Genomic DNA, 14416 nt, shown 5'->3' with positions numbered 1-14416 from the left:
CTGAGCATGAGCGGAATGAGCGAGAGAGACGAGGCGTACGGCGTGGTGTGGTCGGGACAGTGGGTCGCGGACCGGCTGGGGGTTCGGCTCGACGGCGGTGCGGAGCTGACCGGGTTGCTGGGGCTCGCGCTGCGGCGCAACCCCAAGCGCGCCCATCTGCTGGTGTCGAACGTGCTCGGCAAGCACGTCCCGCAGCGGCCCGGTACGGTCCACGGCGCGGGCGTGGCGCTCGGCCACCGGGTCCGGGAGCTGCTGGGCGACGAGGCCGCGGCGCGCGCGGTGGTGCTCGGGTACGCCGAGACGGCCACCGGCCTCGGTCACAGCGTCGCGGACGGAATCGCCCTCGCGCCGTACCTGCACTCCACCCGCCGTCCGGTCGACGGTGTCGCGACGGTCGGCGGTTTCGAGGAGGAGCACAGCCACGCCACCTCCCATCTGCTGCTGCCGGAGGACCCCGGGCTGCTGGGCGGCGACGGTCCCCTCGTCCTGGTCGACGACGAGTTCTCCACCGGCCGTACCGTGCTCAACACCATCGCCGCCCTGCACCGGCGCTTCCCCCGCGAGCACTACGTGGTGGTCGCCCTGGTCGATATGCGCTCGGCCGAGGACCGCGCCCGGCTGGAGACGTTCACGGCCGAACTCGGCGCCCGGGTGGACCTGATCGCCGCGGCGACGGGCACCGTCCACCTCCCCGAGGGCGTGCTGGAGCGCGGCCGGCACCTGGTGGCCGAGCACGAGCCCGCCGATGAGCCGGAGCTCGCCGGGAAGTTCACCCCGCCCGCCGTCCCGCGGGTCGAACTGGCCTGGCCCGAGGGGCTGCCCGACGGCGGCCGCCACGGCTTCACCCCCGCCCACCGCACCCGGCTGGAGTCGGCGCTGCCGCAGATGGCGGCTCGGATCGCCACCGCGCTGCCGGTGCCCGCGGACGGCGCCCGCCCCCGGGTTCTCGTCCTCGGCTTCGAGGAGTTGATGTACGCACCGCTGCGGCTGGCCGAGGCGCTGGACGACGCGGTCGAGGGGGCCGAGGTGCGGTACTCGACGACCACGCGGTCGCCCGTGCTCCCCGTCGACGACCCCGGCTACGCCATCCGCACCCGGATCGCCTTCCCCGCCCATGACGACCCGGCCGACGGCCCCGGCCCGCGCTTCGCGTACAACGTGGCGCCCGGCGGAGACCCCGCGCGCCGCTTCGACGCGGTCGTCGCGGTGGTGGACTCGGCCGCCGACACCCCCGCGCTGCACGCCCCCGGCGGACTGCTCGCCCGGCTGGCGCCGCACACCGACCGGGTGCTGCTCGCCGTCGTCCCGTCGTACGTCCCCGCCGCCCCCGCCGCCGGGCCCCCCTCACCACCCCCCGTCACCCGCACCGAACGACAGGCCCCCCGTATGCCGCAAGCCCCGCACGAGCCCCCGCACGAGCCCCTGCGCGGACCCGATTTCTCCTCCTACGCCCCCGAAGACGTCGGCTGGCTGCTCCAGGACTTCTCGCACGTCACGCTGGAGGCCCCCACCGAGGAGCGCGAGGAGGCGATCCAGAGCGGCGGTGCGCACTACGCCGAGTCGCTGCCGCAGGAGTACCAGCCCAGCGAGGCGTACCAGGCGCTGTTCCGCAGTGCGCTGACCGCTTCCGCCGCCCGGATCGCGCGTGCGGTCGGCGCCGTCACCGAGACCGTGCTCGCCGAGCGTTCACCGCGCCCGGTGCTGGTCTCGCTGGCCCGCGCCGGTACGCCCGTCGGTGTGCTGATGCGCCACTGGGCGCGCCATGCGCACGGGCTCGACCTGCCGCACTACGCCGTCTCCATCGTGCGTGGACGCGGTATCGACACCGCCGCGCTGCGCTGGCTGGCGGACCATCACGACCCGTCCGACATCGTGTTCGTCGACGGCTGGACCGGTAAGGGTGCGATCACCCGGGAGCTCGCGGACGCGGTGGCCCCCTACCCGGACATCGACCCGCGGATCGCCGTCCTCGCCGACCCCGGCGGCTGTGTCGAGACCTACGGCACCCGGGACGACTTCCTCATCCCCTCCGCCTGTCTCAACTCCACCGTCTCCGGGCTGATCTCGCGCACCGTGCTCCGCGCCGACCTGGTCGGACCGGATGACTTCCACGGTGCGAAGTTCTACCGCGAACTGGCCGGATCCGATGTGTCCGGACTCTTCCTGGACACCGTCCGCGGCCACTTCGACGAGGTGACGGAGCAGGTCGCGGCCGACGTCAAGCGGCTGGCCGCCGAGGACCGCACCCCGACCTGGGAGGGCTGGGCCGCCGTCGAGCGGATCAGCGAGGAATACGGCATCCACGACGTCAACCTGGTCAAACCGGGCGTCGGCGAGACCACTCGGGTGCTGCTGCGCCGCGTTCCGTGGAAGATCCTCGCCAAGCGCGGCGCGGGCGCGGACCTGGACCACGTACGGCTGCTGGCCGAACAGCGCGGTGTTCCGGTGGAGGAGGCCGACGATCTGCCGTACACCTGCGTCGGGCTGATCCACCCGCGCTACACCCGCGGAGCCACCGGAGCTGACGGAAAAGCGGTCCAGGTCACAGCCGATGGCGCCGAGGTCGGCCAGACTGTCTCCGACAGCCCCGTGGCTGAAAATAATTCATCAGACGAGAACATGGTCGAGAGCAGAACGGCGGACGCAGGATGAGTGTTGTGGTGGCGAGTGACCTCGACCGCACCCTGATCTACTCGGCGGCGGCGCTCGGCCTGGACGTACCGGACCCCGAGGCCCCGCGGCTGTTGTGCGTCGAGGTGTACGAGGGCCGTCCGCTGTCGTACATGACGGAGACCGCGGCCGGGCTGCTCGCCGAACTGGCGCGCACCTCCGTCTTCGTACCGACGACCACCCGCACCCCCGAGCAGTACCGCCGGGTCCGGCTCCCCGGCCCGCCGTCCCGCTTCGCGGTCTGTGCCAACGGCGGCCATCTGCTGGTCGACGGCGAATCCGACCCCGAGTGGCACAGTGGTGTGCGGGCCCGCCTGGACGGCGAATGCGCCCCGCTCGCCGAGGTCACCGCCCATCTCGGCGCCACCGCCGACCCCGCGTGGCTGCTCAAGGAGCGGGTGGCGGACGATCTGTTCGCCTATCTCGTGGTCGAACGGGACCGGCTGCCCGCCGAGTACGTCACGGAGCTGACGGAGTGGGCGGAGGAGCGCGGCTGGACCGTCTCGCTCCAGGGCCGCAAGCTCTACGCGGTGCCGAAGCCGCTCACCAAGAGCGCGGCGGTGGCCGAGATCAAGCGCCGTACCGGGGCGGACGAGGTGCTCGCCGCCGGTGACTCGCTGCTCGACACCGATCTGCTGCTGGGCGCCGACCGCGGCTGGCGTCCGGGCCACGGCGAACTGGCCGACGCCGACTGGACCGCGCCGGAGGTGACCGCGCTCGAGGAGCGCGGTGTCGCGGCGGGCGAGGCCATCATCCGCGCCCTGTCCGAGCGTGCCTCGGTCACCTGGGCACGGGCGCGCAGCGAGGTCATCCGCGCCGTCTCCCGCGGCCGGGGCTGACCAGCCGCCGTCGCGTCATACCGTGAGGTCCAACCGGCCCTGGTCCGCCGCCTGTACGGCGTCGGCCGGGGCCGGGCCCGTATGCGGACCGAAGGGGCGCCGCCGCGATCCCGAACACACTCGAATCGCCCGTCGGCTCGGGTTACAGTCGCCGTGACCTGGCCGTCCCGCGCCCTGCGGGCAGTCGAGCGCAGACATGAGCAGACATGAAGGGGGATCCGTGGCCGAGAGCAAGAGCACTCCGATCACACCCGAGCTGTACGAGTACATGCTGCGGCACAATCCGCAGCTCGACCCCGTCCAGCGGGAGCTGGTCGAGGTCACGCACACCCGGCTCCCCCAGTACGCCGGGATGCAGTCGGCGGAGGAGCAGGGTCCGCTGCTGGCCTTCCTGGTCCGGCTGACCGGTGCCCGCCACATCGTGGAGGTCGGCACCTTCACCGGCTTCTCCGCGCTGGCGATGGCGCAGGCGCTGCCCGAGGGCGGCAGGCTGATCGCATGTGACGTCTCCGAGGAGTGGACCGCGTACGGGCGGGAGGCGTGGGCGAAGGCGGGCGTGGCCGACCGCATCGATCTGCGGATCGCGCCCGCGCTGGAGACGCTGAAGGCGATGCCCGCCGAACCGCATATCGACCTCGTCTACCTGGACGCGGACAAGGCGAGCTACATCGACTACTGGGAGGAGCTGGTGCCGCGGCTGAACCCCGGCGGGGTGATCGTCGCGGACAACGTCTTCTTCAACGGGGACGTCACCGATCCGGCGGCGACCGGCAGCGGCGCCGCGATCAAGGTGTTCAACGAGCACGTGGCCGCGGACGACCGGATGGAATCGATCATGCTGACGGTCGCGGACGGACTCACGCTGGCCCGTCGCCGCGGCTGAACCGGTCGCGGAGCCGGCGCCGGGGGCGGTGGTGCTCTCCGGCGGACGGATCTCCGGAACGGTCGTCGGGGTGGTCCATTTTGCCCCACTTGCCGGGGGGCTGATCGGCGCGGGATCCGCTCTCATGTGACCCACTGTCGCGGGATCCGCCGTCGTCCCCGGCCGCCTGCTTCCGTTCGCCTCCGGACTCGGCGGGCCGGTCCAGCTTGCCCCATTTACCGGGCGGCTGACCGGCCCGTTCGCCCCGCTCCTCGCCCTCCGGCCGCCCCTGGACGGCCCCCTGGGTGGCCTCCGCCGTCCCTCCCGCACCGCGCTCGACGGCACGGTGCCGGGTGGTGGTGCCGGACGCGCGCGCCCGGTCCTCGCGTTCGGCCAGGTCGGGGTGGCGGGCCCGCCAGTACGGGTTGTCGTGCGGCAGCTTGCTGCTGACCCGCCCGTACATGCCGAACCACATCAGCATCAGCCCCACCACAAAGCTGAACAGCACGTTCTGGAGACGGAACGCCAGGGGGTTGAACTCCCTCTCCAGCAGGGCGAGATTGACGAATCCGCTGAGCAGGAAGAGGACGCCGAGCACGATGTTGAGCGTCGAGGCGAAGTTGCCGCCGATGACCATGCCGACGAAGAGCAGCACACCGATGGCGATGGACAGCACGCTCAGCGCGCCGTTGGTGTTGAGCCCGGCGACGGTGTTGTCACCGGTGGCGAAGAAACCGATCTTGTCGATCAGACCGAGGATGCCGAAGGCGACCAGGACGAGCCCGGTGAGCCCGGCGCCGACGCGGTAGACCTTGCTGAGCCCGTGATCGACGGGCAGGTGCTCGTCGAGTGTGGTGTGCCCACCGATCCGCTCGGGGAAGTGCCGCGCGATTCCCGCGGGGTGTGCTCCGATGGGGGAGGGGCGGCCCGTAGCCATCTCCGGCCTCCTTCGCTTCGCCGGACCCCGGCGGCGCCGTTCAGGCCGTACGCCGAGGCCGTACCCGCGGGCCGTACCGCACCCGTGCGGGTACGCAGGTACTTCCCAGGATCCGCCCCCGACCGGATCCCCTCAACCGCAGCAGCCACCTCCGCAGCAGCCGCCCCCGCCGCCGCCCTGGGGCCGCGGCGGCGCGGCGGCCGCGCCGGAGGCACCGGCGGTGCCGGTCACGGCCACGGTGGACAGCAGCTTCACGGTGTCGTCATGCCCCTCGGGGCAGGACGCGGGCGCGCCGGACTCGGCCATCGGCCGGTTCAGCTCGAAGGTGGTGCCGCAGGAGCGGCAGCGGTACTCATAGCGAGGCATGCCAGGAGCATAGCCAGCGAAGGCCAGGTCAGGGCGGTGAACCGGGAGTGCTCAGTGCCCGCCGCCGCGCTCGTCACGGATCTCCTGCACCACCCGGCCGACGGTCTGCCGCACCGCCTCGGTCTCGGAGAGGAAGTGCCACCAGTCCGGGTGCCGCCCCTCCAGCCCCGCGACGGCGCGCTCCAGCCGCCCCACCGCGTCGTCCAGCGGGCGCGCATGGCGCGGATCCGGGGTGCTGCGCCCGGCCATGGCCAGCCGCTGGGCGTCGCGGATGGCGAAACGGGTGCGCTCGACCTCCTTCTGGTGGTCGAAGGACACCTCGTCCAGCCGCCGCAGCCGGTCACCGGCGGCGGAGACCGCCTCGTCGGTGGTGTTCAGCAGGGCCCGTACGGTCGTGAGCAGCGCGGTGGCGTCCGGCCAGCGCTGCTCCTCGCGGGCCGTCTGCGCCTCCTTGAGCTTCGCCTCGGCCCGGGCGACGTCCCGCTCGGCCTGCGCGGGGACGGGCTGGAGGTCCTGCCAGCAGGCGGCGCTGTAACGACGGCGCAGCTCACTGAGGACCGGCTCGACCCCGGCGGCCCGGGTGGTGATCGCCTGGGCACGGGTCCGCAGCGACACCAGCCGCCGGTCGATCTCGGCGGCCCGCTCCGGCAGCCGCTCGGCCTCGCCCCGGACGGCCTCGGCCTTGCGCAGCACATCGTCCGCGCGCCGGATGGTGTCCTGCACACCGTGCTGCCCGGCACCCTGGTTGAGCTTGGTCAGCTCGGGGGAGAGGGCGGCCAGCCGCGCCGCGAGATCGTCCGCCCGCAGCCCGGAGGCCCGTACTGCGTCCAGCGCGTTCGTGGCGGCGAGCAGCGCCTGCCGCGCCCGCTCCACGGCGGGCGCCAGCCGCGCGAGCTGCGTCTCGGCCTGCTGCAACTGCGGGCCGAGCCCCTGCGCGAACCGGTCGAGCTCGGCCTTGGTGCGCAGCAGCTCGTCCTTGGCCCGGGTCAGATCCATCCGCGCACGGCCGGCGGTGGCCCCGTCGAGATCGTCCCGGTCGAGGTCATGGGCGTCGACCGCGGTGATGTAGTCATGGCTGACCTGGTCGATCCGCTGTCCGAGCGCGGCGAAGTCCGCGGCGGTGCGGCGGGCGGCGGGGGAGTCGTCCACCGCCGTGATCGTCTCTATCGAGATCCGCAGATCGCGCTGGGCGGTGTCCAGCTCGTAGAACGCGGCCGCGGCCGCGTCCCTGGCGGCCTGCGCCTCGGCCCGCTGACTCTCCCCGCGCCCCCCGAACCAACGCCGCCCGCCCCCGCCACCAGGTGTCGCCGCCACTTCCCTCTCCCAATGGATCGCCCGTGGGATCGCCATGGATCGTCCGTGGGCCCGGATGTCATTCTCCCACCCGTCACTGACGTGCACAGGGGGCCGGGCGGTTCGCGTCGGCCGGGCGGGTCGCGAGTACGCCGGTACCGGCCCGGAAACGGGGATTGCGGGGCCGCCCAGCGGACACTGTAGGCTGACCTCTCCTCCCGGGCGCATAGCTCAGCGGTAGAGCGCTGCCCTTACAAGGCAGATGTCGGCGGTTCGAACCCGTCTGCGCCCACCAGCACGAAGGCCCCCAGCCGATCATGGCTGGGGGCCTTCTGGCGTCCGCGGGCGGTCTCTCCTGCTCCTGTCCCCGGACGTCGAAGCCCCCCGCCTTCGTCCTGCGGCCCCGCACGGTGTCGCTCACGGACCACGCTGCGACAGGGGCCGTCTGTGACCTCGCGGCCTGGATGGTCGGCCGTGACCTCGACACCGAACTCCGTTCGGGCGTCGGCCCGTTGCCGTAACCGGGCCCGTGACCGCCCGATCCGGCGGACTGAGGGCCCCGGCGCTCCGGGACCGGCATTGCGGCGGGCTCCGCGCACGCCGGTTCCGTCGCATCGGCGCGCTATAGGCCATTCGGGTGAAGTGTTCCCTCCCTCGCTATGCCGTGGCGCGCGGCGGTGGGTCAATCGTGGCTATCCGCGTGATGGGCCGCCCAGCTCTCCACGGCCACGGTCGGACAGCCACGTCGATTCCGGGTGACCGGCGGCGTTGGGCCCGGTGCCCATCGGTGGGAGGTCTCGTATGCGCCACATGCTTCAACCGCCGTCCCGCCGTGGTGCCGTGGGCAGCGCCCGTGAGGACGGAGCGGGCTCGCACGCCCAGCGCCTGCCCTCGCTGACCGGTTTACGCTTCGTCGCTGCCGCAGGCGTCGTCTACACCCACAGCTTCCTGCTGATGAACCCTCATGCCGACGAAGAACTGCGGCCCGAAGTCTGGGTGGGAGCGAGTGCGGTATCGCTCTTCTTCATACTGAGCGGCTACGTCCTCACCTATTCCGCCCGTGCGACCGACACCACCCGGGCGTTCCTGCGCCGCCGCGTCGCCAAGATCTTTCCCAATCACGTCGTCACGTGGTGCGTGGTCGTGACCGCCCTGCTGATCACCAGCACGGCGGCGACCACGAGTGCGACCGGAGTCGCGGCGCATCTGTCCAACCTGGTCCTGGTCAACACCTGGATTCCCGGTGAGCGTTTCGTCCTGGCGGGGAATCCACCCTCCTGGTCCCTGGCCGCGGAGATGTTCTTCTATCTCCTCTTCCCCCTGCTCCTGCCCCTGATCAACCGACTCTCGCGCCGCGGCCTTCTCATCGGCGCCGGTACGGCCATCGCCCTCACCTGGACATGGCCGTTGATCTGCGCGCTCATCGTGGGTCCCGACGGCACGGTGTTCTTCAGCTTCTGGTCCGTGTACCTGCTGCCCCTCGCGAGGCTGCCGGAATTCGCCCTCGGCATGATGACGGCCCGTATCGCCCTCGCCGGCATCCGGCTGCCCCGGATCGGCGCCGTCCCGGCAGGGCTGAGCGTCATCGGCGTCATCGTCTTCGGCAGCAGATACCTGCCGCAGACCTGCACCTACGCGGCCGCGACCGTGCTCCCGATCGTCCTGCTCGTCCACGCGACCGCGGAACTGGACCGACAGGGCAAGCCGTCCCTGCTGCGCACCTCACCCGCGGTTTTCCTCGGTGAGATCTCGTACGCCATGTATCTCGTCCACGGCATGATGCTGGCGCTGGTGGTCATGCCCCTCAGAGACCGGGAATGGCATCCCATCGCGATATTTCCCCTGGCGCTTCCGCTGGTCGTGCTGGCCGCGTGGTCGCTGTACCGGGGTGTGGAGAGCCCCTGTATGCGCCGCTTCTCCAGACCCCGCGCCCGCACGGCGTGACGCGGTGCGGGCGCGACGACCGGCGGGGCTCCCCGGCGCACTGGGAGCCCTCATCCTGCTGTCCGTCAGATATCTGTCAGTTATCCGTCAGCAGCCCCGGGATACATGGGTGATGGATCCGGACGCTCCCGTCTGGTACTTCTTCTTGCCCTTCTCGCCCGCTTCGGTCGTCAGACAGTGATTCTGCGGGCCTTCGAGGTCGGTGATCTCAAGGGTGATATTCACCGAATGGCCGCAGTGGTTGTTGAAGTAGACGGTCGTGTTGACGGTGCCGGACTTCCAGGAGAAGTTGGCGGTGTCGCCGGGCGTATTGCAGGCGACGGTGTAGTTCTCGGCCGCGGCCGACACCGTGCCGGACGGCGTGCCGGGTTTCGACTGCTCCGCCGCGCTCGCAGGTCCCGCGAGCATCAGGGTGGAGCCCGCCATCGCTGCGGTGGCGATCGCGGCGATGGCCGGTGCCTTCATCGACCTCATGGTGTTTCCTCCCCGTGGTGTGGTTCTGGCGGTGAGCTGGGGTCAGCACCCCCTGGTCAGGGTGGTGATGTGCTCTCCGCCGACGTACAGGCGCTCGCTGCTCTTCTCGTTGGCGCTCGCCGAGATGCACTTGTCGCTGTCGCCACCGCCACTGACATGAACCGTGACGTTCACATCGTGCGTGCAGTGATTGTTGAAGTAGACATTGGTCGTGGAATTATCCGAAGGGTTGTATCGGAAATTCGCTGTGTCGCCGGCGCTCTCGCAGGCGACGGTGTAACCTCTCCAGTCGCCCGCTGTCGCGGAGTCAGAACGCTCCGCGGCTATGGAGGGACCGGCGGTGACGGCCGTGCATGTTGCCGCTGCGGCAGTGATGACGACTGCCGTCAGGGTTTTCCTGATCCTCATCGTGATCCTCCCGTTGGTGATCGCCGGGGCGATCGCGAAAAACACTACCTCGCCTGTGTCATGGGTCAAGGGATCAGCGGGCGTTACAAATTGAAGAAGCCACTTCCAATTGTGCAGAGTGCTTGTTCGGCAGGGGAGGGCCGCAATTCCCCTATTGCCGTGGGGCGTGCGCTCGCGAGCTGGTTCCGGTCGGAGGGGGGACACACCGCGTCCGGCGGGTGCACAATCTCTGCGTATGGCCATCGACTATCGCAAGCGCCCGCGAATCGACTACCGCAAGCGACCCGGGCCCGAGCCCGCAGGGACGGAGCCGGACGTCCGGGGCGCCGGGGTGAGTCTGGAGAAGGTCGCCGCGCGGGCGCCCGGGCTGGTGAGTCTGTACAAGTCGGCCGCGGTGTCGCTGGCGAAGAACCGGGTCGATGGGCAACGGGCCGCCGTGTACCTGGTGCTGGACCGGTCGGGGAGCATGCGGCCGTACTACCGGGACGGGTCCGTGCAGCATCTGGCGGAGCAGACGCTCGCGCTCGCGGCGAACCTCGATGACGACGGGGTGGTGCCGGTGGTGTTCTTCTCCACCGGTATCGACGGCACCGCCGAGATCAGCCTCGACGCCTACCAGGACCGGATCACTCCGCTGCACGACACGATGGGGCATATGGGCCGGACCAACTACCACGTGGCCATGCAGGCGGTGATCGACCACTACGAGGCGTCGGGGGCGCGGGACCCGGCGTTCGTCGTCTTCCAGACCGATGGCTCGCCGACGTCCAAGACGGCCGCGGAGCATGTGCTGTGCACGGCCGCACGGCTGCCGATCTTCTGGCAGTTCATCGGCTTCGGCCATGATGAGTTCCGCTTCCTGCGCAGACTGGACGAGTTGCCGGTGCCGGACCGGCGCGTGGTGGACAACGCGGGGTTCTTCGCCGCCGGGGCGTCACCGAAGTCGCTGACCGACGAGGGGCTGTACGACCAGTTGCTGGGGGAGTTCCCGCAATGGCTGACCGCCGCCCGGGCCGCCGGTGTGGTGCGGGCGTCGCTCCCGGGGTGATCTACAAGACACGACCTAGCGGCGGATGCCGCGGTTGAAGGTGGTGCGCGCCCAGAGGTAGCCGACGAGGGTGAGGCCGAGGCACCAGGCCAGCGCGATATATCCGCTGCTGCCGATCTCCGTGCCCATCAGCAGCCCGCGCAGGGTCTCGATGAGCGGGGTGAAGGGCTGGTACTCGGCGAACCAGCGCAGCCCGGTGGGCATGGACTCCGGCGGCACGATGGCGCTGCCGATGAAGGGGAGGAACTGGAGCGGCATCGGGATGTTGCTCGCGGTCTCCGGGCTCTTGGCGACGAGGCCGATCCCGGCGGAGAGCCAGGTGAGGGCGAGCGTGAGCAGGATCAGCAGACCGGCGGCGGCGAGCCACTCCAGGGGGGTGGCGTTCGGGCGGAAGCCGACGAGGAGTGCGATGGCCACCACGAACACCAGGCTGATGGTGGTCTGGATGACACTGCCGAGCACATGACCGGTGAGGAACGACGCCCGGGAGATGGCCATCGTGCGGAAACGGTTGACGATGCCCTCGGTCACGTCGACGCAGACACTGATGGCCGTGATCAGGGCCCCGGAGGTCGCGGCCATGAGGATGATGCCGGGCGCCACGTAGTCGATGTAGTCATCGCCGCCGGTGGGCATCCCCTCGATACCGGTGCCCAGCGCCGAGCCGAAGGCGTAGTTGAAGAGCAGCAGCATCATCACGGGCATCACCACGACCGTGATCGGCAGGGACGGATAGCGCAGCGCGTGCTTGAGATTGCGCCGCAGCATCGTCATGGAGTCGCTGATCGCGTAGGACGGTGAGGTCATCGGGCGCTCCCGGAAACGGCACCGGCGGCGTCGCCCGGACGGGGACGGCCGGTCAGGGTGAGGAAGACATCGTCGAGGTCGGGGGTGCGCATGGTCAGCGACTCGGCCACGATGCCGGCGCCCTCCAGTACGTCGAGGACCGCGCGCAGGGTGGGGATGCTGCCGTCGCTGGGGATCTGGAGGGTAAGCGAGTCGGGGTCGCGGGTGACGGCGCCGAAGAGCGCGGCCGCCGCGTCGAGCCGGTCCGGATCGGCGAACCGCACCCGGAGGTGGCCGCCGGGGATGCGCCGCTTCAGCTCCTCCGCGGTGCCCTCGGCGACCAGTGTGCCGTGGTCCAGGAGGGCGATGCGGTCGGCGAGTTGGTCCGCCTCCTCCAGATACTGCGTGGTGAGGAAGATGGTGACGCCGTCACGGGCCACCAGATCGCGGATGATCTCCCACATGGTGCGGCGGCTGCGCGGGTCGAGACCGGTGGTCGGCTCATCGAGGAAGACCACCCGTGGATCGCCGACCAGGGTCATCGCGAGGTCCAGCTTCCGCCGCATCCCGCCCGAGTAGGCGACGACGGGCTTGGCGGCCGCCTCGGTCAGGTCGAAGCGGCGCAGCAGTTCGGCGGAGCGGCGGCGGCCCTCGCGGCGGTCGAGATGGTGCAGATCCGCCATGAGCATCAGGTTCTCCTCGGCGGTCAGCAGGTTGTCCACCGCCGAGAACTGCCCGGTGACCCCGATCGCGGCGCGTACGGCGTCGGCGTCGCGGACCAGGTCATGGCCCGCGATCCGCGCCTCACCCGCGTCGGCGGCGATGAGGGTGGACAGGATCTGCACCGTCGTGGTCTTGCCCGCGCCGTTCGGGCCGAGCAGGGCGAAGACGGTGCCTTCGGGGATGTGCAGGTCGATGCCGTCGAGCACCACCGTGTCCCCGTAGGACTTGGTGAGCCCGGTGGCGGCGATCGCCGGCGGCTTCCCGGCCGCCGACGGGGAAGCGGTCGCGCCGGACACGGTCGTGGAGGGTCCAGCAGGCATGGCGGGCATGTCTGTTCCGCTCTCTTCTCGGGACGGGTGGGATCAGGCGCGGCGCACGTCGATGTTTCCCCAGCGGGTCCGGGCCCGGACCTCGACGGTGTCGTCGGTCTTCTCCGGTGGCGCGGAGCCGGTGAGGGTGTTGCGCACCTGTCCGCGCTCGCAGCTCACGTCGAGCCAGGCGGCCGTGCCCTCGCGTACACCGATCTCGATGGACCCGTAGGAGGTCTCCAACCGGACCGCACCGGAGGCGACTTCGGCGACCCGCAGGGTTCCGTGGGCGGTGGTGGCGGTGACCGAGCTCTCGGCGCGGGCGATGTCGATGTCACCGTGGGCGCCGCGCGCCCGCAGCTCACCGGTCGCGACGCCGACGGTGGTGTTGCCGTGCGAGTTCTTCAGGACGGCGGGGCCGTCGACGACGCCGACGCGCAGGCTCCCGGAGCTGGTGGTGATCTCGGCCGTACCCTCGACCCGGTCGACGGTGATCGAGCTGTGCGACGCAGTCAGCTTCAGCGGTCCGGTCGTGTCGAGGCGGACATCACCCCCCGAGGTCTTCACCTGGGCCTCGCCGAGCCGGCCCTCGCCGCGGACATGGGTCCAGGAGCCGGTCAGATCGACGCGTGAGCCCGCGGGCAGTTCGACCGACACATCGACTGCGCCGGTGGGCCCGATGAGACGGCGTTCCTTCGTCCTGATGGTCAGAACACCGCTGGTGTACATGACGTCGGTCTGTTCGGCGGCCCGTACGTCCTTGTCCCGCGACGGGCTGCCGGGCCGTACCTCGACGACGGTGTCGGGACGGTCGCTCGCGGTGAATCGGATGGAACCGGCGCCCACGTGGGCGTTCACGGAAATCGGTTCGGGGGTGTCGAAAGAAGGCATGGCTGTCCCGTCCTCCTGAGGCTGCAGACCGTCCCCGCTGGTGGGACGTGATGTGGGTGAGGTGGTGCGGACGAGGTGGTGCGGAGGAGGGGCGGCTAGCGCACCCATCCCGTGAAGCTCTGCCCGACGGTGTGGGCCCTCTCCGGCGCACGCGGCCGCGTGCCGCCGTCGACCGCGGCCGACACGGCGCGCACCAGCCATGCGTTGACCGACAGGCCCTCGCGGTTCGCGGCCTCCTCGGCGCGCGCCTTGAGGTGGGCGGGCAGCCGCAGATTGACGCGGGCGGTGCCGCCCTCGTCGGCGTCGGCCGGGGCCGGGGGCATGAGGGGTTCAGCGGGCGCGGTCGGTTCCGCGGGGGCGCCCTCGTCGGCGGGCGGTGGTGTCACCACGAACTCGGGGTCGAGGCCGCGGAGCCGTACGTCGACCGAGCCCGGTGCCAGCTCGCTGGTCACCTCGCCCATGGCGGCCGACAGCGCGTTGAGCAGGGTGAGCCGGGCGGCCGACTCCAGTGGTGCGGTGAGCCGTTCGGCCAGGGCGCGGGCTTCGTCCCCACCGGCGTCCGCGGCGACCGCGAGCTCGTGCCGGAGGTTGTCGACGTAGGGCGTGAGGTCCATAGTGCCATCATGGCACATGGATGGCACTACGTCGATGCCAATTGGCTCACTGTGGCACCAAGTGGCGCTATGGTGGCACCACGGGTGGTCATGGTGGAGCCCGGGACCCCGTGGTGACGGCGGTCCCGTTGAGTTCCTAACGGACGTCAAGCCGTTCGTGGTGATCTCGGGGCCTGTTTCGTAGGGTGGTTCTCGACGGGCCGGTTGCCGGAGCGCTTGGCGACTCCTTCTCGCGCCGGCTCGTCGTCGGGTC

General features: G+C 70.9%; 14 protein-coding genes and 1 tRNA gene. 6 read left to right on the top strand and 9 right to left on the bottom strand.

What is annotated here, in order from left to right; translation table 11 throughout:
* Nucleotides 1–15: 15 nt before the first annotated feature.
* From NMK44_RS38350 to NMK44_RS38340, 3 genes are all read left to right on the top strand, one after another.
* Nucleotides 16–2652, top strand: coding sequence for a phosphoribosyltransferase (locus tag NMK44_RS38350; RefSeq protein ID WP_254752200.1), 2637 nt, complete (start codon nucleotides 16–18; stop codon nucleotides 2650–2652).
* Nucleotides 2649–3509 (top strand): HAD family hydrolase, encoded by an 861-nt coding sequence (locus NMK44_RS38345; protein WP_254752198.1) that lies wholly within the window; start codon nucleotides 2649–2651, stop codon nucleotides 3507–3509. Before NMK44_RS38350 ends, NMK44_RS38345 begins: the two co-directional genes overlap by 4 nt.
* Before the next feature lie 268 nt (nucleotides 3510–3777).
* The gene (locus NMK44_RS38340) at nucleotides 3778–4392 is read left to right on the top strand and encodes an O-methyltransferase (RefSeq protein ID WP_254752274.1); all 615 of its coding nucleotides are present in this window, start codon (nucleotides 3778–3780) and stop codon (nucleotides 4390–4392) included.
* Here NMK44_RS38340 and NMK44_RS42830 read toward each other — a convergent pair.
* The 3 genes from NMK44_RS42830 to NMK44_RS38325 form a co-directional block, all read right to left on the bottom strand.
* Nucleotides 4367–5308, bottom strand: coding sequence for a DUF4383 domain-containing protein (locus NMK44_RS42830; RefSeq protein ID WP_254752196.1), 942 nt, complete (start codon nucleotides 5306–5308; stop codon nucleotides 4367–4369). The genes NMK44_RS38340 and NMK44_RS42830 overlap by 26 nt on opposite strands.
* Before the next feature lie 132 nt (nucleotides 5309–5440).
* Nucleotides 5441–5674, bottom strand: coding sequence for an FmdB family zinc ribbon protein (locus NMK44_RS38330; protein ID WP_254752194.1), 234 nt, complete (start codon nucleotides 5672–5674; stop codon nucleotides 5441–5443).
* A 51-nt stretch (nucleotides 5675–5725) separates the two neighbouring features.
* Complete coding sequence (locus tag NMK44_RS38325) at nucleotides 5726–7024, bottom strand: hypothetical protein (protein ID WP_254752192.1); 1299 nt, start codon at nucleotides 7022–7024, stop codon at nucleotides 5726–5728.
* Between the two features lie 163 nt (nucleotides 7025–7187).
* On the opposite strand from NMK44_RS38325, the gene NMK44_RS38320 reads away from it, so the two are divergent.
* Both NMK44_RS38320 and NMK44_RS38315 read left to right on the top strand, forming a co-directional pair.
* Nucleotides 7188–7262, top strand: a tRNA-Val gene (locus NMK44_RS38320).
* A gap of 506 nt (nucleotides 7263–7768) precedes the next feature.
* A complete protein-coding gene (locus NMK44_RS38315) occupies nucleotides 7769–8911 on the top strand; it encodes an acyltransferase family protein (protein ID WP_254752190.1) in 1143 nt (380 codons plus the stop codon).
* Between the two features lie 87 nt (nucleotides 8912–8998).
* Here NMK44_RS38315 and NMK44_RS38310 read toward each other — a convergent pair whose 3' ends face one another.
* Together NMK44_RS38310 and NMK44_RS38305 are read right to left on the bottom strand one after the other, a co-directional pair.
* Complete coding sequence (locus NMK44_RS38310; protein WP_254752188.1) at nucleotides 8999–9385, bottom strand: hypothetical protein; 387 nt, start codon at nucleotides 9383–9385, stop codon at nucleotides 8999–9001.
* A 42-nt stretch (nucleotides 9386–9427) separates the two neighbouring features.
* Complete coding sequence (locus tag NMK44_RS38305) at nucleotides 9428–9862, bottom strand: hypothetical protein (RefSeq protein WP_254752186.1); 435 nt, start codon at nucleotides 9860–9862, stop codon at nucleotides 9428–9430.
* A 166-nt stretch (nucleotides 9863–10028) separates the two neighbouring features.
* Between NMK44_RS38305 and NMK44_RS38300 the strand changes: the two genes are divergently transcribed.
* Nucleotides 10029–10841 carry a VWA domain-containing protein gene (locus NMK44_RS38300; protein WP_254752184.1) on the top strand — a complete coding sequence of 271 codons (813 nt, stop codon included), beginning with the start codon at nucleotides 10029–10031 and terminating at the stop codon, nucleotides 10839–10841.
* Between the two features lie 15 nt (nucleotides 10842–10856).
* Here the strand turns inward: NMK44_RS38300 and NMK44_RS38295 are convergent, their stop codons facing one another.
* From NMK44_RS38295 to NMK44_RS38280, 4 genes are all read right to left on the bottom strand, one after another.
* Entirely contained in the window at nucleotides 10857–11648 is a 792-nt protein-coding gene (locus NMK44_RS38295; protein WP_254752182.1) for an ABC transporter permease, read from the bottom strand.
* The gene (locus NMK44_RS38290) at nucleotides 11645–12670 is read right to left on the bottom strand and encodes an ATP-binding cassette domain-containing protein (RefSeq protein ID WP_302889113.1); all 1026 of its coding nucleotides are present in this window, start codon (nucleotides 12668–12670) and stop codon (nucleotides 11645–11647) included. The genes NMK44_RS38295 and NMK44_RS38290 overlap by 4 nt, the downstream gene beginning before the upstream one ends.
* Before the next feature lie 42 nt (nucleotides 12671–12712).
* Nucleotides 12713–13549 (bottom strand): DUF4097 family beta strand repeat-containing protein, encoded by an 837-nt coding sequence (locus tag NMK44_RS38285; RefSeq protein WP_254752178.1) that lies wholly within the window; start codon nucleotides 13547–13549, stop codon nucleotides 12713–12715.
* A 95-nt stretch (nucleotides 13550–13644) separates the two neighbouring features.
* A complete protein-coding gene (locus NMK44_RS38280; RefSeq protein WP_254752176.1) occupies nucleotides 13645–14163 on the bottom strand; it encodes a toxin-antitoxin system HicB family antitoxin in 519 nt (172 codons plus the stop codon).
* Between the last annotated feature and the right edge of the window lie 253 nt (nucleotides 14164–14416).

Origin of the sequence: Streptomyces cucumeris (genome assembly GCF_024295805.1) — a bacterium.
In the GTDB taxonomy this organism is placed as follows: domain Bacteria; phylum Actinomycetota; class Actinomycetes; order Streptomycetales; family Streptomycetaceae; genus Streptomyces; species Streptomyces cucumeris.
The sequence above is the reverse complement of the archived record's forward strand: the minus strand, read 5'-3'. Positions and strand labels throughout refer to the sequence as shown.